Source organism: Pannus brasiliensis CCIBt3594 (assembly GCF_036688125.1).
GTDB classification, from domain to species: domain Bacteria; phylum Cyanobacteriota; class Cyanobacteriia; order Cyanobacteriales; family Microcystaceae; genus Pannus; species Pannus brasiliensis.
Genome location: NZ_JBAFSM010000001.1, coordinates 172,101 through 190,986 on the forward strand (window position 1 = coordinate 172,101; position 18,886 = coordinate 190,986).

At 50.7% G+C, this 18,886-nt stretch carries 20 protein-coding genes; 4 read left to right on the forward strand and 16 right to left on the reverse strand.

Translation table 11 applies throughout. The features are described from left to right. The 4 genes from V0288_RS00925 to V0288_RS00940 form a co-directional block, all read right to left on the reverse strand. Positions 1–1,368: a DNA cytosine methyltransferase gene (locus V0288_RS00925; protein ID WP_332863115.1), complete on the reverse strand. Its 1,368-nt coding sequence runs from the start codon at positions 1,366–1,368 to the stop codon at positions 1–3. A 101-nt stretch (positions 1,369–1,469) separates the two neighbouring features. Next, complete coding sequence (locus V0288_RS00930; protein ID WP_332863116.1) at positions 1,470–1,964, reverse strand: diacylglycerol kinase family protein; 495 nt, start codon at positions 1,962–1,964, stop codon at positions 1,470–1,472. A gap of 33 nt (positions 1,965–1,997) precedes the next feature. Next, positions 1,998–2,507 (reverse strand): rRNA maturation RNase YbeY, encoded by a 510-nt coding sequence (gene ybeY, locus V0288_RS00935; protein ID WP_422661856.1) that lies wholly within the window; start codon positions 2,505–2,507, stop codon positions 1,998–2,000. A 10-nt stretch (positions 2,508–2,517) separates the two neighbouring features. Continuing rightward, complete coding sequence (locus tag V0288_RS00940; RefSeq protein WP_332863117.1) at positions 2,518–2,706, reverse strand: DUF3285 domain-containing protein; 189 nt, start codon at positions 2,704–2,706, stop codon at positions 2,518–2,520. 250 nt (positions 2,707–2,956) lie between these two features. Here V0288_RS00940 and V0288_RS00945 point away from each other — a divergent pair, with 250 nt between their 5' ends. After that, a complete protein-coding gene (locus tag V0288_RS00945) occupies positions 2,957–3,751 on the forward strand; it encodes a metallophosphoesterase family protein (RefSeq protein WP_332863118.1) in 795 nt (264 codons plus the stop codon). Between the two features lie 86 nt (positions 3,752–3,837). On the opposite strand, the gene rfbB is transcribed toward V0288_RS00945, so the two are convergent. From rfbB to V0288_RS00980, 7 genes are all read right to left on the reverse strand, one after another. Next, positions 3,838–4,917 carry a dTDP-glucose 4,6-dehydratase gene (gene rfbB, locus V0288_RS00950; protein WP_332863119.1) on the reverse strand — a complete coding sequence of 360 codons (1,080 nt, stop codon included), beginning with the start codon at positions 4,915–4,917 and terminating at the stop codon, positions 3,838–3,840. Between the two features lie 58 nt (positions 4,918–4,975). Continuing rightward, the gene (locus V0288_RS00955; RefSeq protein WP_332863120.1) at positions 4,976–5,692 is read right to left on the reverse strand and encodes a polysaccharide deacetylase family protein; all 717 of its coding nucleotides are present in this window, start codon (positions 5,690–5,692) and stop codon (positions 4,976–4,978) included. A gap of 123 nt (positions 5,693–5,815) precedes the next feature. After that, on the reverse strand, positions 5,816–6,313 hold the full coding sequence (locus V0288_RS00960) for an HNH endonuclease (protein ID WP_332863121.1): 498 nt from the start codon (positions 6,311–6,313) through the stop codon (positions 5,816–5,818). Positions 6,314–6,325: 12 nt separating this feature from the next. Further along, on the reverse strand, positions 6,326–6,673 hold the full coding sequence (locus V0288_RS00965; RefSeq protein ID WP_332863122.1) for a hypothetical protein: 348 nt from the start codon (positions 6,671–6,673) through the stop codon (positions 6,326–6,328). Beyond that, the gene (locus V0288_RS00970) at positions 6,670–7,242 is read right to left on the reverse strand and encodes a hypothetical protein (protein ID WP_332863123.1); all 573 of its coding nucleotides are present in this window, start codon (positions 7,240–7,242) and stop codon (positions 6,670–6,672) included. The genes V0288_RS00965 and V0288_RS00970 overlap by 4 nt, the downstream gene beginning before the upstream one ends. 442 nt (positions 7,243–7,684) lie before the next feature. Continuing rightward, a complete protein-coding gene (locus tag V0288_RS00975; RefSeq protein WP_332863124.1) occupies positions 7,685–8,635 on the reverse strand; it encodes an NAD-dependent epimerase/dehydratase family protein in 951 nt (316 codons plus the stop codon). 241 nt (positions 8,636–8,876) lie between these two features. Next, positions 8,877–9,371, reverse strand: coding sequence for a universal stress protein (locus V0288_RS00980; RefSeq protein WP_332863125.1), 495 nt, complete (start codon positions 9,369–9,371; stop codon positions 8,877–8,879). A 21-nt stretch (positions 9,372–9,392) separates the two neighbouring features. Between V0288_RS00980 and V0288_RS00985 the strand changes: the two genes are divergently transcribed. Beyond that, positions 9,393–10,310 carry a ribonuclease D gene (locus tag V0288_RS00985; protein ID WP_332863126.1) on the forward strand — a complete coding sequence of 306 codons (918 nt, stop codon included), beginning with the start codon at positions 9,393–9,395 and terminating at the stop codon, positions 10,308–10,310. Position 10,311: 1 nt separating this feature from the next. On the opposite strand, the gene V0288_RS00990 is transcribed toward V0288_RS00985, so the two are convergent. The 5 genes from V0288_RS00990 to V0288_RS01010 form a co-directional block, all read right to left on the reverse strand. Then, on the reverse strand, positions 10,312–10,716 hold the full coding sequence (locus V0288_RS00990) for a phosphate-starvation-inducible PsiE family protein (RefSeq protein WP_332863127.1): 405 nt from the start codon (positions 10,714–10,716) through the stop codon (positions 10,312–10,314). Between the two features lie 163 nt (positions 10,717–10,879). Beyond that, positions 10,880–11,731, reverse strand: a complete 852-nt coding sequence (locus V0288_RS00995; protein WP_332863128.1) for a nitrate ABC transporter ATP-binding protein — start codon at positions 11,729–11,731, stop codon at positions 10,880–10,882. An 80-nt stretch (positions 11,732–11,811) separates the two neighbouring features. Further along, positions 11,812–13,830 carry an ABC transporter ATP-binding/substrate-binding protein gene (locus tag V0288_RS01000; protein WP_332863129.1) on the reverse strand — a complete coding sequence of 673 codons (2,019 nt, stop codon included), beginning with the start codon at positions 13,828–13,830 and terminating at the stop codon, positions 11,812–11,814. A 76-nt stretch (positions 13,831–13,906) separates the two neighbouring features. After that, a complete protein-coding gene (gene ntrB, locus V0288_RS01005) occupies positions 13,907–14,734 on the reverse strand; it encodes a nitrate ABC transporter permease (protein WP_332863130.1) in 828 nt (275 codons plus the stop codon). Between the two features lie 122 nt (positions 14,735–14,856). Then, positions 14,857–16,221 (reverse strand): CmpA/NrtA family ABC transporter substrate-binding protein, encoded by a 1,365-nt coding sequence (locus V0288_RS01010; protein ID WP_332863131.1) that lies wholly within the window; start codon positions 16,219–16,221, stop codon positions 14,857–14,859. Between the two features lie 617 nt (positions 16,222–16,838). Here V0288_RS01010 and V0288_RS01015 point away from each other — a divergent pair. Continuing rightward, positions 16,839–18,200, forward strand: a complete 1,362-nt coding sequence (locus tag V0288_RS01015; RefSeq protein WP_332863132.1) for a DUF3370 domain-containing protein — start codon at positions 16,839–16,841, stop codon at positions 18,198–18,200. A 226-nt stretch (positions 18,201–18,426) separates the two neighbouring features. Continuing rightward, the gene (locus tag V0288_RS01020; RefSeq protein WP_332863133.1) at positions 18,427–18,864 is read left to right on the forward strand and encodes a DUF4079 domain-containing protein; all 438 of its coding nucleotides are present in this window, start codon (positions 18,427–18,429) and stop codon (positions 18,862–18,864) included. Positions 18,865–18,886: the final 22 nt, after the last annotated feature.

The window sequence follows — 18,886 nt, forward strand, 5'->3', positions numbered from 1 at the left end:
TTAAATTCCAAGGGCTTTTAATAATTCCCTCGCCACGTATTCAACGACGGGGACAGGAACTGCATTACCGAACTGTTTTTTGGCAATATCTTCTCTTTTGTGATACTCGAAATCGGCGGGAAAACCCTGTAATTTTCTAGCGTCACTAGCCGTTATTTCTCTATATTTTTTCGGCTTATAAATTTTTTGCAGGAATAATTTTTTATACTCCGCGGGATGACTCGCCTCGATCGCTACCGTCGCGATATAATCCTTCGCACCCGTCGCGGTTAACGTGGGGATAATATCGGCGGTCGGTAGGATCACTCGATAGATCCCGTTAATTCCCGACATATTTTTCGAGTTGATGAATTCGTATTCTTGATTAGGTTCCGATCGAAAGATTCCCAATCTCACCAATTCATCTAATTCGTCTTTTTGAATATCCGGGATAAAACGTTTAAATTCTTCTAAAGCTACAGGATGTCCGTCTTTTTTCCCTTCCGACTTACATCTTCTCCGTTTTAAGTGAATCAGACAAATTTCTTTCTGACGATCGGTTGTTTTAATAATATCCCAAGAATGGATCGTCGTGTGTCCGTTGCGGAGATCGGAAAAAATGAAAAAATCGTTTAACTCGTCTTCTTTTTGAAAGCGAGTTCTCGACGGGGGAATAAAACCGTTAAATAAAACATCGGCGGTTAGCTTGGCTTTTTTAACTGGTTTGATATTTTTAAGTTCCTCCAGGATATCTAAAACTTTCGGATGGATATTTAACGGTCGCGGGAAACTATACTCTTGACAGATTTCTAAATCTTGTCGGATACCGACGATAAAGACTCGATCTCGATTTTGCGGTAAACCGAAATCGTAAGCGTTCAAAACTTTCCATTTCACACAATAGCCGATCGATTCGAGTTCGTGTACGATCAATTCTAAATTGGCTTGATTTTTCGGACTGGCTAACCCGCTAACATTCTCGAAAATAAAACTTTTGGGCCGGCTTTTCTTCACCAAGCGGATCACGTCAAACCATAAGCGGCCTCTCGGGTCGTCGAATCCTCGCAATTGTCCGGCTACCGACCAAGGTTGACAGGGAACCCCACCCACTACCACATCTATATCCGGGGGAAGTTCGTTAATTTTGGTAATATCTCCGAAGGCGATTTCGTCGCGGGTTAAATAATTAATAAAATTGCGTCGGTACACCTCGATCGCCTGTTTATCGATCTCGGAATAGCCCAGACATTGCCCGCCTAACTTTTTGAGAGCGATTCTGAAGCCCCCGATTCCCGCGAAAAGATCGACGAAGGTAAATTTCGATCGAACGCTAATTTCTTCTAAGGGCAGTTTGATTTGAAGGGGAGAAGGAAGACATCTACCGAGCATTAGAGTGATTTCCAACCGAGCGACCTTACGGACACGCGAGTGTCTTAGAAGTCAATTCTAGCAAATGTATCCCCGTGAAAGAGATACTAAAAAGCGATCGATTAGAATAACCGCCAGATCAGGGGCAGGAAGATAAAACTCGCGACTAACAGGGCGGCCAGGGAGGAAATTAACACCGCGCCGGCCGCACAATCCTTGGCGATTTTCGCGAGATCGTGATAGGACTGCCCCACCGTTAGATCGACCACCGATTCGAGGGCGGTATTGAGCAATTCTAGGACGAGGACGAGGGCGCAGGTGAGCGTGAGAATCGCCATCTCTACCGGGCTAACCTTGAGCCATAATCCGAGATTAATGGCGATGACGGTGATCAGGGTATGGATGCGGAAATTGCGCTGACTGCTGAACGCGTACCGGACACCGGCCCAGGCGTAGCGGAAACTGACGAGGAGATTCGAGGCGACCTGCCAGGCGTATTCCCGTTGACTAGGAGACCCAGAATCGGCGATTTTACTCGATCGACCGAGGAAATTGGTCGCCACGTAGGGAGAGGGGGGATTCCCGGATTGGGAAGGTTTATTTAAATTAGATTTCATATTATACGGGTAACGATTGACAAAAAGCGGAGTTTATCCGTTCTCGATTTCGACGGATTCTAATAAAGCTTCCTGTAAAGATAGCATTTCTTGCAAGCTTGTTTCATCGGGATGATCCCAACCGAGGAGATGGAGTAAACCGTGAGCGGCTAACCAGGCGAGTTCCCGTCGCGGGGAATGGCCGTGTTCTTCAGCTTGTTTTCGGGCCGTTTCTACAGAAATGATCAGATCGCCCAGGTATAAAGGTTCTTCCCGTCGGATCTCTTCATCGGTGGGGACATCGACTTCTAGGGAGGCGAAGGCGAGAACGTCGGTGGGTCGGTCTTTGGCGCGATAATTGGCGTTATAGGTTTGAATCTCCCGATCGTCGGTTAAGCGTAAACTCAGTTCGTATCCGGGCGCGGGGGGCAGATATTCCGCCAATTCCGTCAGCCAGATTTCCATCCAGTCGCGCCAGGTGGATTCGGCGATCGAGGATTCGCCCCCGCCGGAATAATGATCCTGTACCGATACCTCGATCGATCCGAGAAAAGATCCGCTCACGATCGACCCCCTAACGGGTGAGATAGGAAACACCGACGAGAAATCCTAACAACGCGGCGGTCGTCAGGAAAAAATGCTTCAAAGACGTGCCTTTTTTGCGAACCATGTTCCGCATCGCTAATTTCACGTAACTCGGGGGCGGTTCGGATACGGCTTGCCCTTCGGTCACTTCGGGGTTCGTCGTCACGGGTTCGGTCATGGAAATCACTCTCGTAGAAAATCGATCGACTTCAGTGTAACAGTTTATTACGAGAGCGAAACGCGATTTACAGATTTACAGATTTGGCGCGAGATCGGGTGAGAACAGCCTCTTCGGGGCGAGACGATCGGGGCGATCTTCGCCGATCCTCGATCGAGCGTGAGATAATTGAAATCGGGGAGCGGGATAGAGGCTCCCACCACGCGATAGCTCGATAGCTCGACTTATTTACCAGGGAATTCTCGCGGCAATGTTTTTCAGAAAAAATACCGATCGAGACGCGCGCCCGCGCCGGCTTATTATCGGCGATGTCCACGGTCATTTCGATACCTTGATGAGATTATTAGACAAGATCGCGCCGAGAGAGAGCGATCGGCTTTATTTTCTCGGGGATTTAATCGATCGGGGCGAAAAGAGTAAGGAAGTGGTGGATTTCGTCATCGAGAACGACCATTCTTGTATTTTGGGCAATCACGAACATATGTTACTCAAAGCGATCGGCGAGGAAGAAGTTTCCGAACACTGGTTACAGAATTGGTTACACTCCGGGGGAGCGGAAACGCTGATCGGTTACGATAACCAAATTCCGGAAGAACATCTCGCGTGGTTTAAAGCGCTCCCGAATTATCTGGATCTAGGAGATATCTGGCTCGTTCACGCGGGGGTCGATCCGCGGGTACCGATCCAACAACAGACGAGCGATCAATTCTGCTGGATTCGCGATCGATTTCACGCCATAACAAAGCCCTATTTCCCGGATAAATTAATGATCACCGGACATACCGTAACCTTTACTTTTCCGGGGGTAAAACCGGGCAAAATCGCTCGGGGAATCGGTTGGATCGGCATCGAAACGGGGGCTTATCATCCGAAAAGCGGCTGGTTAACCGCGCTGGATCTGGGCAATCAAAAAGTATATCAAGCGAACGTTCTAGATAAGAAATGTCGGGTTCTCCCGCTAGACCGAGCGATCGTCGATATCGATCCGGGACAGATCGCCGCGCGGATGAAAAAACCTTCCCGTTCCGATCGGGAGCAAGAATAATACGAAATCCGCCTAAATGTCCCTAAAATTGGAGGGACGCGAGAAACCTAAATTTTCTCGCGCCCTGGGAAGTCCCCACACCCTTGTCATCCGTACACCTTCGCGTAATATTCCTGATATTCCTTCGATAATAACGGTTGCCACCAATCGCGGTTTTCTAAATACCATTGAATCGTTTTCTGCAAGCCTTCCCGTACCGTTTCTTCCGGTTCCCAGCCCAATTCGGTACGGATTTTCGTGGCGTTAATCGCGTAACGGCGATCGTGTCCGGGGCGATCTTTGACGAAAGTAATTAACTCCCGCGCCGGTTTGATGGGGAGATCGGGGGCTAACTCGTCCATCAAATCGCAGAGCGTTTTCACGAGATCGAGATTTTTTACCTCGTTATTGCCGCCGATATTGTAGGTTTCTCCGGCTTTCCCTTTATGAATCACCGTATCTAACGCCCGACAGTGATCTTTAACGTACAGCCAATCGCGGATATTCATACCGTCCCCGTAGACGGGTAAAGGTTTTCCGAGGAGGATATTAATACACATCAGGGGAATTAATTTTTCGGGGAAATGATAGGGGCCGTAATTGTTGGAACAATTGGTGATAATTGTCGGCATTCCGTAGGTGTGATAGTAGGCGCGGGCGAGGTGATCGCTTCCGGCTTTCGACGCGGAATAGGGGCTATTCGGCGCGTAGGGAGTGGTTTCGGTGAACGCGGGATCGTCGGGTTCCAGACTGCCGTAAACCTCGTCGGTGGAGACGTGCAGAAATCGGTAATTTTCGGGTTTTCCGTTCGCCATCCAGTGATGACGGAAACTTTCTAAAAGGGTGAAGGTTCCGACGACGTTGGTTTGCACGAACGCGGAGGGGCCGAGAATCGATCGATCGACGTGGGATTCGGCCGCGAAATGGGCTACGGTATCGATTTTCTCACTTTGAAAGAGTTCGTCTACGAGGGTTCGATCGCCGATATCCCCTCGGACGAAACGAAAATTCTCGCGGTCTTTCAGTGTCGTCAGATTGTTTAAGTTGCCCGCGTAGGTGAGCGCGTCGAGAACCACCACGTAATCCTCGGGGTATTTCTCGCACCAGTGATGGACGAAATTCGAGCCGATAAATCCTGCGCCACCCGTGATTACTATTCTTCTCTTCCCGTCAGTCCGTGATGTCATGACAATCTCTCGCTACTATCGCGTAATATTCTAGAGTCTTTTTGGTTTTTTTTGACATCTAACCGGAGACCGATGCTCGCGGGTTGGGATCGATCGCTTCCGATAACGTCGTCACCCGATAACCCCGCTCTCGCAGGGTCGGTAATAATTCTCTCAGAACTTCCGCCGTCTGGAGCGATCGAATTTTCGATCCCCCGTGGAGGACGAGGATGGAACCGGGAAAAATAAAGCGCGATAGGTAGGAAAGGGTAAATTTCGGCGAACCGGTGAAATCGAAGGTATCGAGCGGGATCATCGAGGCGAGCGCGAAAAGGGGATTATAATCGTGTTTAATCACCATTTTCTGTAAAACTTCGCTCATCAGGCGATTATAGCGACCTCTCCCCGGCCGGAACCAGCGAATCATCCCCTCGCGATTATCGCTTAAAATCTCGTGCGCGGTGGTGATCTCCCGATCGAATTCCCCCGGCAACCACAAATCCGCGTGGGTTCGATCGAAACAGCCGTGATTGCCGATTTCATGTCCTCGCTTCAGGATCTCGTCGATAATTTCGGTTTTTCCCGCGAGGAAATCGGTGATGATAAAAAAAGTCGCCCGAACCCGCTCGATCGAGTTAGAAACGCTTTGATTCTGTCGTTCGATCGCTTCTAGAATGATTTCCGTGGAAGGATCGCCCACATCATCGATTGTCAGGGCGATCGTTCTCTCGCGGGTGGGTTGATAGAATATCGCTTCGGGAAATTGTCGGGCGATAGGAATGAGAAGTTCGCGCATCGGGAAAGTCCGCTCGGCTCGATCGTATTGTTTTAGTATAGCGATCGGGGTGATGAGAACTACACTTTACTAACAGAACCCGAGAGATTTGGGTAAACGAAACGAAATCTAACAACGAGTTGGTTATAGGAGCGGATAACGATCGATAGCTTCCCGACTTAAGGATTCTACGTATTCTTCGATATATTGGATCTCGAAAGCGTTATTATCGGCTTTTTTTCGATTGCACCGCCAGCAAATCGCCTCTAGATTATCGTGATCGAACATTTTTTCCGGACAGCGAGCTTTATTGATTTTATGATCTAAAGTGAGATAGTTCGGGTGGAAAAAGGTTTTATTCGCTTCGTTGATAACCGGATGTCCGTTCTCGTCTCGATATTCATAGCCTCTAGCGATCGCTTCTTTTTTGGACGAGGTACTATATAGATCTTTTCCCTGTACCATTTTTTTTCCGCAGTAGGGACAGGGTTTTCCTTTATACATCGATCGATAGTGATTAGGGCTAATCCAACCGATTTCGGGATGCTCGATCAGCGGTGTATGTTGTTCCGCCTCCCATACTTCGGCGATCTCGGAAGCTTTGTATAAAGTTTTTAGTTTTTTTCTATCGATATTATCCATCGTCAAATTCGGTTATAAAAGATCGTATTTTGCCAAGGCTCTTTTCGCTAACTGTTCCGCGTCTTGTTGGGTTTTGTCTAGTTCTTCCAGAGTATTTTTCGCGATTGTTTTTCCTCTCTCTAGTTCGAGTATAGATAGCTCTATCGCCCCGACTAAATCCCCTCGATCGAGTTTCGCGTCGAATAGATTAACTACCTTATCAGAAAGGGATTGGAGGATCTTCCAAGATGCTTTCACTTTTTCCCAACCGACATTATAATAGCCTTGTTCCCTCGCCCGATTCTGTTTCACCTTATCGAGCGAGCGGAAAAGTCTGGTGTTTCTTGCCTGCCATTCACGGTAATTTAGGTTTTCTTTCATGTTCCAGTATCCTCTTGCGGATCTTCGGGCATAGTTTTCAGGATATTATTCCAAGTTTTATATCCGTAATTATTAATAATATAATTTTTAAGAAACTCTAGCTGTTTTTTTCTCGAATCAATAATATCTTCGAGTTCGGCTATTCTTGTTTTAGCCAACTTAGTTTGATCTCGCATTTTTTGATTTAACTCTTGGATAGTATCTTTTAAATCGGTCACGCTAAGGTTATAATCTTCCTTATGCAATAAGCCTTTTTCCAATAACCCTTGCTTGCGCTCTTGTCCTTTTTTAGCAAGATTATTAAAGAGCCATTGACCCATTTTAAGTATTTCGGAATTTTCCAACTCGATCAATTTTTTGAGTTTCGCGTTCGCTTCCGCTGTTTTCTGTCCTTGACAGTAACGGTTATAATTATTAGCCGATTTAACGATCCGCAACACTTCTAGATGTTGAACGGCTTCGCTAACCTGTTCATCGGTTAACTTTTCTTCCAGGGCGTACTGGGCGATTCCAGACGCTTGACTAATTTTACCAATTAATTGTTTTCTCTCTTTTTTTGCAAGTTTCATTTTTTATCGCCTCTAGAGATTCTTGTCCTAGGATAACCGATCCGTCCCGATCGCTCGTGTGATCTGGCTCACTTTCTCGCCGCTCGGGAAGCCCCGGATTGCCGCGTGGCTTTCTAATATTCTATTCGTAAAATGTAGTAAAATTGCGAATAATTTCAAAATAGAGAAACCCAGTGATCGAAGAAAATTACATAAAAAACGTGTTTAGAAGGGGTTAAAATTTGTCTGCCATGAATGGAAAAAATCGAAACTTTCGAGAGAATAAGTAAGACTTTTTACGAGAAACGGGAGAGATCGAACGCTCCAGAAAATTATTTTTATAAGAATTTTAGCCCGATCGCTATCGATTCACCGGATTCGATCGCCCCATCCAAATCCCATCAAAAAATACCGCCCGATATCCGGATCGAGCGGCCTTTACAAATTTGATCGCTCTCCGAATCTAACAGTACAATCCCTGAATCCATTCCCACTCGCGGGCTAATCCTTCGGCTAGGGGGACTCGCGGATTGTAGCCGAGAATCGTTTTCGCCTTGGTGACATCCGCGGAAGTGTGGCGCGCGTCGCCGCGGGCGGTTTCCTGATGTAGTCGCTTAATCGGTTTACCGATCACTTTTTCCATCGTGTCCAGGACATCGGTTAAAACCACGCGACTGCCGCCCCCGATATTGAACACCTCGCCGATCGCTTCCGGAACCTCGGCCGCCGCTAAATTCGCCGCCACCGCGTCACTGACGAAAGTGAAATCGCGGGTTTGTTGTCCGTCGCCGTAGATCCCGATCGGTTCGTCAGCGATCGCCGCCTTGAAAAACTTATGAAAAGCCATATCCGGGCGTTGCCGCGGCCCGTAAACGGTGAAATAGCGCAACGCCGTCACCGGAACGTTAAAATTCTGCTGATATAGCCAGCAGAGACGTTCCGCCGCCAGTTTCGTGATGCCGTAGGGAGAAACCGGTTGCGGGCAGATCGTTTCCGGGGTGGGCATCGTTTCCGCGTTGCCGTAAACCGACGAGGTGGACGCGAAAACCATCCGTTTCAGCGACGGGGTTTCTTTGGCCGCTTCTAGGATAATTTGGGTGGCGTTGATATTGCGTTCCGTGTAGTTGCGGAATCCCTCGCCCCAACTCGCTCTTACTCCCGCTTGCGCCGCCTGATGGAAGATCACGTCCACGCGCGCCAGTAATTCCCGCCAATCGAGCGCTTGAATATCCGCCTCGATTAACTCGAATCCCGCGTGATCTTTTAAAAAACTGACATTTTTCCGCTTTAAGGAGATATCGTAGTAATCGTTAAACTGATCGATACCGATCACGCGATCGCCTCGATCGAGTAGGGTTCCCGCGAGATTAGAACCGATAAAACCCGCGACACCAGTAACAATATGTGTGGCCATTACATTCCGGTGATGAATATCGTGCTTAGATTGTAATCGTTTTGGCTCTCTTTGTTGACTTGGCGCGGGAGATAGCCGTCATGTGGGGAGATGGGGGGATGGGAGGATGGGGAAATTTTTCGGGGAAAAGGGCCCCCGGAAAAGGGAAAAAAGCTTTCTTAATTCTTTCACCTTTACCCTTTCACCCCTCACCTCCCTCACCCCCCTCACCCCCCTCACCTCCTGCCCCCTGCCTCCGAATCTAGGTTTCCGACGGGATATGCTGGACGATCAGAACCGAACAGGGCGCGTGATGGAGAACGTAGTTACTCACGCTTCCCAAGAATAACTCGCCGATGCCCGATCGACCCCGGCGGCCGACAACGATCAGATCGACTCCTTCCTCCTTGGCGACTTTGGCGATCGTCCGTCCCGCCTGACCGTAAATTTGTCGGTATTCCCCTTCTATTCCCTTCTCTCCGGCCAATTTAGATTTTTCTTGTAAAAAATCGATTCCTTTTTGCTCGAACTCTTGCCATTGCTGTCGCCAGTAGTCGAGGGTGAGATCGTTACCCCGCGCCGGGTAAATCTCGCCTAAATTCGGGGGGATCGGCATAGGACTATAATCTTCTTCAGGGGAGAGAACGTGTAGGAGTAGTAAGGTGGCCCCGTATTTCCCGGCCACCGATAACGCTTCGTTGAACACGATGTCACCCATCGGGGACATATCCATCGCCGTCAAAATTTTTCGATACATCTTCGCGTCCGTTCCTAATCTATGTCTTACCTGACCGAAATTGAAGATATTCGAGCCGCTATCGATCGCTTTAGCCACTCCCGCGTTCTCTGGCTAGACACGGAAATCGCCGATCACGACACGAAAAACCCCCGGATATCCCTGATCCAGATTTTAGAAGACTCGACGGATCTGGTGGGCGATCGTGTCACGATTCTTGACGTTCTCGATCGAGCGGATCTGATTAAAGAGTTTATCGCCAAAATTATGGTCGTACCGGGCATCGAAAAAGTTTTCCACAACGCGAGTTACGATTGTAAATTTCTCGGCGGTAAGACGAAAGTAAAAAATATCACCTGTACCCTAGAACTGGCGCGGAAAATTCCCTACTACATCGCCCCGCTACCGGATTATAAACTCAAAACCGTCGCCGAACAATTGTGTCATTTTCCCTCGATCGATAAAAGCGAACAGGGTGGGGATTGGGGACGGAGACCGTTAACCGAGAAACAACTGAATTACGCGCGCAAGGACCCGGTTTATACCGCCGCGATCCATCACCGTCTCCTGCAACTCTCCCACCTGATCCATCCCGATCCCGCCCGGGAAAATATTCCCGCGTTAACGGGACGTTATTGGGAGATTTACCATCAATGGAAGATTCTCGATACCGAGATCGAACACTTGAAAGAACGGATGAAACAGGCGATGCTCGAACAGGATATCGAGGAGTTTAACGGCTGTTTTTTAACCGTTCAAAAACGCACCACGAAAAAGGTAAAACTTCAGGAACTCGCGAAAGTTATCTATTTATCTGGAAATTCGATCGATCTCTCGATCACCCTAACCAACGATATGCTAAAAGAACTCGGCGATCTGTCTAAAGAACTCTCGATCGAGGAAATTCACCAGAAAACCCCCCAGTTTAAAACTCGAAGTATCGAGGAAGATGATGAGTAGTTTAATTGTCCCGATTCACCTTTCTAATTAACCAATAACTCGCCGCGAGGGCTAGAGTCCCGAACGTCAACGAGATCAGATCGACTTTATCATACTTGGACGGATCGAAAATAATGATTTTCCGCGAGATAGCGATCAGCGCCGTCACGACGACTAATTCCACTTGAACGATGTGTTTTCTCAGGTAAGCGGTAACGTTTTCTAACAGTTCTAGCGCGATTAAAATATTTAAAAATAAGCCGAATATTTCAATGAGCGTTTTACTAAAAAATCCCACTGGTTCGGTCGTGAATAAATCTTTTATCAGAATAACAACTAGATCGTAAAGAGAAACAATGATAACGATAATTAAAGCGATCGATAAAATTTTCGATACCAAGTTTTCAACGATATGAATTGATTTCATAAAGTTGTCATCTCGAAATTGTTTGACAAAAGCGATCGCTAATTTCTCTAATTTCTTAAACACTGAATTGTAAATTTTTTAATAAAAAATCAAGATTATAGAAGCGATTTAAGAGAGTTTCCCCGATTAAATCGCTTCGACCGACGAACGAAATCCTCTCGCTCTAGCTAACGTCATCGTGAGCGAAACGATTATAAAGGAAGTCGAGAGCGTAGTTACGGAGACGGTAGTATTCGGGGTCTTCCATGATTCTCTCCCGATCGCGCGGACGGGGGAAAGGAATCTTCATCACCTCGCCGACTTTCGCCTCCGGCCCGTTGGTCATCATCACCAGTTTATCGGCGAGGAAAAGCGCCTCATCGATATCGTGGGTGATCATTAACACCGTACACCGTTTGTCCTGCCAGATCTTCAATAACTCCTCCTGTAATTCCTCCTTGGTGATCGCGTCCAGCGCGCCGAAGGGTTCGTCGAGGATCAGCACTTCGGGACGGATCGAGAGCGCGCGGGCGATCGAGACCCGTTGTTTCATCCCCCCGGAAATCTGCGTCGGTTTTTTCTCCATCGCTTCCGATAGCCCCACCATCGCCAGATGTTCCCGGACGATCGCCCGTTTTTGCGCTTCCGGCGCGTTGGGAGAAACCGCGTCTACCGCGAGATAGACATTCTCGAACACCGTCAGCCAGGGTAATAACGCGTAGTTCTGGAACACCACCATCCGATCGGGCCCCGGCTTGGTGATTTTCTTGCCGTTGACTTTCACCGTCCCGTCGGTGGGGGTCGCGAAACCGGACACCATATTTAATAACGTCGATTTACCGCAACCGGAGTGACCGATCACGCAGATAAATTCGCCCTCGTTCACGCTGAGGTTGACATCCTTGAGGACGGTGTAGGGGCCTCTCGGGGTGGGGTAAACCTTGGACACTCCCTCGATCGAGACGAAAGCTTCTCTAGCGGGGGCTTGAGTCTTGAGATTGACAGCGTTAGTGGTTTGAGTTCCGGTAGTGTACATCGTTCGTTTTCGTCGTGATTTGGTAAATAGTGTATGGGAGAAAGGAAAAAAGGGGGAAGGGGTCCCCCGACTTTAATTTCCTAGGCGATCTTACGACTATCGCCAGCGATCGGACGGGCATCTATGGCAATCTCCGCCATCGTCACGTTCTGCTTGATCTGTAAACTGTTGAGATAGCCGATCGGGTCTTCCGCGTCGAACTCGATGCCGTCGAACAGGCGGATCGGGGTACGGCGGTATTTAATATCTCCGAGACCCAACTCGCGGGCCGCGGTACTGAACACGCCGACACGACAGACGCGCTCTAAAATCTCCACCCAGTTACGCGGGAAGGGAATATGTCCCCAACGGGCCATCTGGGTCATCATCCAGAGGTGTTCGGTACGGCTAGGACGGTTCACACCCTCACCGAAGAACATATGGTGCGCGTACTCCTTCATCGGCTCGTCGAGACTGCAAGAGTAGAAGTCCGGATCGCCCAATTGAATATAGTCCACGCTGGTGCTGAGGTACTCGCGACGGGCCAGCATTTCCCGGATTTCCTGCTGGTTAGCTTCCTCGGCGCAGTAGCGGCAGGCTTCTAATAGCGCTTTCACGAGGGCGACGTGGGTATTCGGGTACGCGTTCGACCAATCTTCCCGCACGCCTAACACTTTTCCAGGATGACCCTGCCAGATTTCCAGATCGGTCGCCACCGTGTAGCCGATCCCTTCCATCGCGGCGCGCAGGTTCCAAGGCTCACCGACGCAGTAACCGTCGATACTGCCGTTTTTCAGGTCGGCGACCATCTGCGCGGGGGGAATCGTTTCGAGGTGAACGTCCTGATCGGGGTCGATACCCGCGGCCGCTAACCAGTAGCGGAGTAGGAGGTTGTGCATCGACGAGGGATGAACCATCCCGAAAATGTGGCGTTGCTCGTCGGATTCCAAGAGCATCCGTTTCAATGCCGTCCCGTCGATCACTCCCTGTTCGTAGAAACGTTGGGCGAGAGTGACCCCGTTGCCGTTGCGGGTCATGGTGAGCGCGCTGACGATCGGTAGGGGTTGATCCTGATGACCGCCCACGGTTAACCAGGTGGGCATCCCGGAGGGCATCTGAGCGCCGTCGAGGAATCCCCCGGCGAGACCGTCCACGATACCGCGCCAACTGGTTTCCCGCACCAAATTCACTTCATCGAGGCCGTGTTTGGTGAAGAAGCCTTTTTCTTTCGCGACCACGAGGGGCGCGCACGCGGTCAGGGGAACGAAACCGATCTCTAGATTGACTTTTTCCAAACCGTGACGCGCGATCACTTCCACCTTGCGGGCCCGTAGTTTCTTGATCCGTTTCTGTTGGTTGAGGAAGTAGATGATCTCGCTTCGGAGGCTGTAGTAACTGGGGTGTTCCACCACTTCCATCCGTTTGCGGGGACGGGGGATATCCACTTCCAGAATGCCGCCGATTTTCGACGCGGGGCCGTTGGTGAGCATGACGATGCGATCGGACAGTAGAACCGCCTCGTCCACATCGTGCGTGACCATCACCGCGGTGATCTGGTATTCCTCGCACAATTGCATCAGTTGTTCCTGTAGATTCCCCCTAGTTAACGCGTCCAACGCGCCGAAGGGTTCGTCTAACAGCAGGAGTTTGGGACGGATGGCGAGGGCGCGGGCGATCGCTACCCGTTGTTTCATCCCCCCGGAAAGTTCGTTGGGCCGCTTATCGACCGCGTGGGAAAGGTTAACGATTTTAATATATTTATCCACTTCCGCCTGACGTTCTTTTTCCGAAAGTTGGGTAAGAACTTCATCGACGGCGAGGGCGATATTTTCCCGCACCGTCAACCACGGCAGGAGGGAGTAGTTCTGGAACACGACCATGCGATCGGGCCCCGGTTTTTTAATTTGTTTGCCTTCGAGAGTGACCACGCCATCGGTGGGTAGGTCTAACCCGGCGATCATATTTAATAGGGTGGATTTTCCGCAACCGGAGTGACCGATCAGCGAGATGAATTCCCCTTTTTTAATCTGTAAATCGATCCCCTTGAGGGCGACGTATTCCCCTCCACCGCTCAGGGAGAATACCTTATCAATGTTATCTACCGCTACAAACAGACTCATCGCTTTACTACCTTGTAATTATCATTGGGATGGACGAGAACGAGGGGAGGGAGAGACTGTCCCTCGTACCGCTCGCTTATTGTTTAACGATCTGGGTTTGAAGCCAGGCCATGAAGCGATCGAGGATGAGACCCACCGCCCCGATCCAGATCAGCGCGAGGATAATATCGCTAATGTAGTTGTTCTGGTACGAGTCCCAGATGAAGAAACCGATACCGACGATCCCCGACATAACGATCTCGGCGGCGATAATCGCGAGCCACGCCAGACCGATGGCGATCCGTAAACCGGTGAAGATGTAGGGAAGCGCGGAGGGAAAGAGAATCTTGAAGAAGAATTTTTTCTGCGATAGCTGGAGAACCTGTTTGACGTTGATATAGTCTTGGGGGATCTGTTGCACGCCGACCGCGGTATTGATCAGGATCGGCCAGACGGCGGTAATGAAGATCACGAAGAGCGCCGCGGGTTGGTTCTGTTGTAGCGCGGCCAGCGCGAGGGGAACCCACGCGAGGGGAGGAACGGTACGCAGGAACTGGAAGAGAGGATCGAGGGCTTTATTTAAAAATTGATTGAGACCGATCATGATGCCGACGCCGATCCCGACGACGGCGGCGAGGGAGTAACCGATCAATACCCGTTGAAGACTCGCGAGGGTTTGCCAGAAAAGACCTTTATCGGTCCCCCCGCGATCGAAGAAAGGATAGAGAAGATAGACACGGGTACGCTCGTCGGTGATGAGCGAGGTCGGAGGGGGGAGTTTGATGATCCCGGTCATCGACGCTAACTGCCAGACGATTAGAAAGCCGAGAATACCGATGATCGGGGGGATGATATTTCCCGAGTTTTTCTTCCAGAATTTACTGAAATTGAATCCGTTATTGCTGACTCGAACGCTACTTGCCATTTTGCCGTTTTCCTCTGTTTAATAAAGTCTTCGGGATCGTGGTCGGGTTGATGAATAGTGTACAGAAAAAGGACACTTTTTGAAGAACGATCGAGAAGAAATTTTCCCCTCGATCGCTCGAGTTAGATCTTCTTAATCGCCAAGCTATCTAGATAGGCTTGGGGATTGGCGGGATCGAAGGTTTTGCCATCGAAGAATTTCTCGACACCGCGGGAGGTGCTAGTGGGGATATCCGCGGCGGGAACCCCCAGTTCTTGAGCGGCCTCTCTCCAGAACTTCTCGCCGTTCACCGAATCGATCAGGCCGTTCGCCTTCGCCATATAGTCTTTCGGTAAAAAGCCCCAACGCACACTCTCGGTAAGGAACCAGAGATCGTGGCTCTTGTAGGGATAGGACACGCTACCTTTCGGGTCTTTCCAGTACAGTACGCCTTTATTTTTCTCGGTAACGTCGGCCTTCTTGTCTCCCAACTTGTAATTACCTTTGAGGGGAAGGGCGATCAGTTCCTCTTTGAGGTTAAAGTAAGCGGGTTTCGCCAGGATCGCCGCCGCTTCCGTCCGGTTCGCATCCTGATCGAGCCACTGTTGGGCTTCCATCACCGCTTTGAGAACCGCTTTGGTGGCGTTGGGGTTCGCGTCTACCCAGTCTTTCCGGATCGCGAGGTATTCCTCGGGGTGGTACGGCCAGATGTCGGCGGTTAACGCGGCCAGGAAACCGATGCCGTCGGTAGCGATCCGGGCCGGCCAGGGGTCGCCCGTACTGAACCCGTCCATCGATCCCGTTTTCATGTTGGCCACGGTCTGGGCCGCGGGAACGGTCATCAGGCTAACATCGGTATCGGGATTAATTCCCGCCGCCCCCAGCCAATAACGAATCCAGAAATCCTGATTGACTTTCGGGAAGGTGTAGGCCGCCCGGAAGGGGGTTCCCGACGCTTTGAGGCCGACAATATAATCTTTCGCTCCTTTGAGATCGAGCTCGATCCCTTTGCCTTCATGCTTGTTGGCGATCGCGATCCCGTTTCCCTGGGTGCTGAGTTGCGCCAGCACGTACATGGGGATCTTGTTGTTATTTTTGGTGATCAAACCTTCGGAGATCAGGTAAGGCATGGGCATCTGCCACTGGCCCCCGTCGATCCCGCCCGCGGCGGCACCGATTTCCACGTTGTCTCTAGCCGCCCCCCAGTTGGCTTGTTTGGAGATTTCCACATCGGTCATACCGTGTTTGGCGAAGAATCCTTTTTCTTGGGCGATGATGAGAGGGGCCGCCTCGAAGATCGGAATATAGCCCAGTTTGACTTTCGTGGTTTCGGGCGCGGGCCCGGTAGCTCCCGCACTACCACCGGCCGCCGGGGAAGCGGCCGGAGCCGAAGTATTCGCCGCCGTATCCGACGACGGGGGATTGCCCACGCATCCTTTGAGGACAACTGCCCCGGCCGCGGACACCGCCGCCGTCGTTAAAAATTTCCGTCGCGAAAAATTAGACACAGAATCCTCCTGCTTGCTTGTCGATCGAGATTGTCTACCGAGTTACGGGCGTAGAAAACCCTGCCGGGCCTAGCTTCTAGTCCCTTCTATAGAAAATCAGCTATGGAATGTTTTTGATTGATTGAACTTAATAGATAAGTGTAGCGGAATTTTGAAAAAATAATTAACTAGCGATCGAATTTTTTGAAGAAAATTTTAATTCGATCGATAAGCGTTGATTAAGATCCTCGCCAGGACTGGGATTCGCGCCCCTCAACCGATCCGGGTCATTCAGGAATATCAATGACAGGCATCGATCGGGCTTGATCGCGGAACCCTTTCCATCGAGAATTATCGATTCTATCCATCGAGAGATCCATCGCCCTCCGTCGGGATAATCGCGAGCGGAACTTTCCATCGAGCATCCTCGATTCTGTCTATCGATCGTTCTCGATAGTGTCGATCGGGAAACCCGAGCGAACCCGATTCCGTCAGAATTACATCGCTTCAGCTAGACAGAGCCTTAAAAATGTATTAAGATTCTTATTCGGTTGTACTGTCAAACTCGCTTATTCCCGTTATCTCGAATTACCGGTAAGCTATCTCCCTAGTGTGTTGACTACTTCTTCCCAGAGCGTATGCTTTCCCTTCTTCCCTCTCTTCTCCTAGCTCAATCGGCCTCGGTGTTACCCTCCCTAGAGCGTCAATACGTTACCGAGTACCAAGACATCCGGCCGCTTCCCGGCCAACTCAATGACGTTCTCGTTTTCAATAGCAACAGTCCCGAGGTCGTGCCGAAGGAGGGAATCCTCCTCTCCACCTTCCCCGGAACCGGAAAACGTTTCCCCGTCGCCCACCTCAATCAATCCCTAGAGGGTCGTTTCGATATCTTCACCCACCACATCGCCCGACCGACGGACCCGCAACGCAATCTATATCAAGGAATAATCGTTACCAATCCCACCTCGAAAACGGTGGTGATCCGTATCCTGCAAGGGGTGAGTTACGTGACCGCGGCGGACGCGCCGTTTGTCGATCTCCCCTCGGTGGTGGAAGATCCCGCGGGAAAAGTTTTTTCCGGCCCGGGATCGCGACTGGCCGGGGATATCCTGCGCCGTCGCCACGACGGTCAGTTTCCCAATCAGATCGTCATTCCTCCCGGCGAGAGTCGGATGCTTTTTCAACTTTTGATTCCCCGCAGTAGCGCCCGATCGACCCTCATGCGTCTCTACAGTAGCGGTCCGGTCTACATGGCCAATCTCGCGCACTACGAGGTCTCCCAGAAAACCTCGATCGAGAATACCGAGGTGGAGGCCCTCCGCCCCCCCACCCTCGAAGAATGGCGCGCGTTACTCGTCCGGGGAGATCTCGTCGCCCCCAGGGATTACTCCCCCACCCCCCCGGAAAAATGGGGACAGGGACCGAATTATTACGGACGGGTCGCGGGGGTCTCCGTCGGTTCGGAATGGGCGACCCGGATTGTCGATCCGAACGGGGGAACCCGTCTCACCGTCCCGAAAAAAGGCCGCGGATTCGCCTATCCCCTCAGTACCGTGACCGCCGCCACCTTCGGCACCCGTCAGATCCAGAGCGCCCCGATGCTCGTGCGCTATCCGGATACCGCCTTGAAAGCCCACGGCAATTACGGCGTACACTATTACCTCACCCTCCCCCTCTATAACAACTCCTCGGAAACGAAAACGATCGCCCTCTCGATTCAAACTCCCGTCAAAGAGGACGATTACAGCGATCGCCTCTTTTTCGTTCAATCCGTCGGCGGGCCGGTCTTTTTCCGCGGTACGGTTCGGGTTAGCTATCGCGACGCGAGTTTCCGCACCCAGGAGCGCTATTTTCACCTCGTCCAACGCGAGGGCGAACAGGGACAACCCCTCGTCACCGTGGAAGTTCCCCCCGGACAACAGCGAGAGGTACAACTCGATTTTCTCTATCCCCCCGACGCGACCCCACCCCAAGTATTAACGGTGAAAACCCTAGAGTGATCGAGGGAAAATGTTTCCTATAGCCCGTATTTCCCGCTTTTCCCCAAAATGACGCTCGTGGTGGTGATTTTCGCGAATCGCGGCCCGATCCGCTCCCCGGTTAGCGAGTACATCGATCGCCGAAGCGCTCGATCGCTTTTTCGATCGTTTATAATGGGCTGTCTTTACTTGTCCCGCGCGTCGATCGATTTTCAATTCCCTCGCGCTCTAAAATCTCTCCCCTCGCATGGACTTACCCTCGTTTCTCTGGTTATGGAAAATCGCCGCCTGGTCGATGGGTTTATCGCTGTTCGCCTATAGTTTACTGGCGGTTTCGGGCGTGAATCTGGGGTATCGTCGTCTCGCGGGACAGGTTCGGCCGGTCTGGAACCGTCCCCTTCATATAACCATCGGCGTAATTCTCGTGGGTTTGGTATTACTCTTACTGGCGATCGGACTGATCGGCACGATCGGACACTACGGCAATCTCGGCCATTCTCCCCATCTGTTCGCCGGGTTATCGGTGGTTTTCCTCGTCCTCGTCGCCGCGGTCAGCGGTCTGAATATCCATCCCGACAAACCCCTCGTCCGTTTCCTACATATCGGGACGAACGTTCTTTTACTGCTCGGTTTTCTCTACGTTTCTCTCACCGGCTGGACGGTTGTACAAAAATACCTCCCATAACGCGAGTTCGGGATAAGTTGCC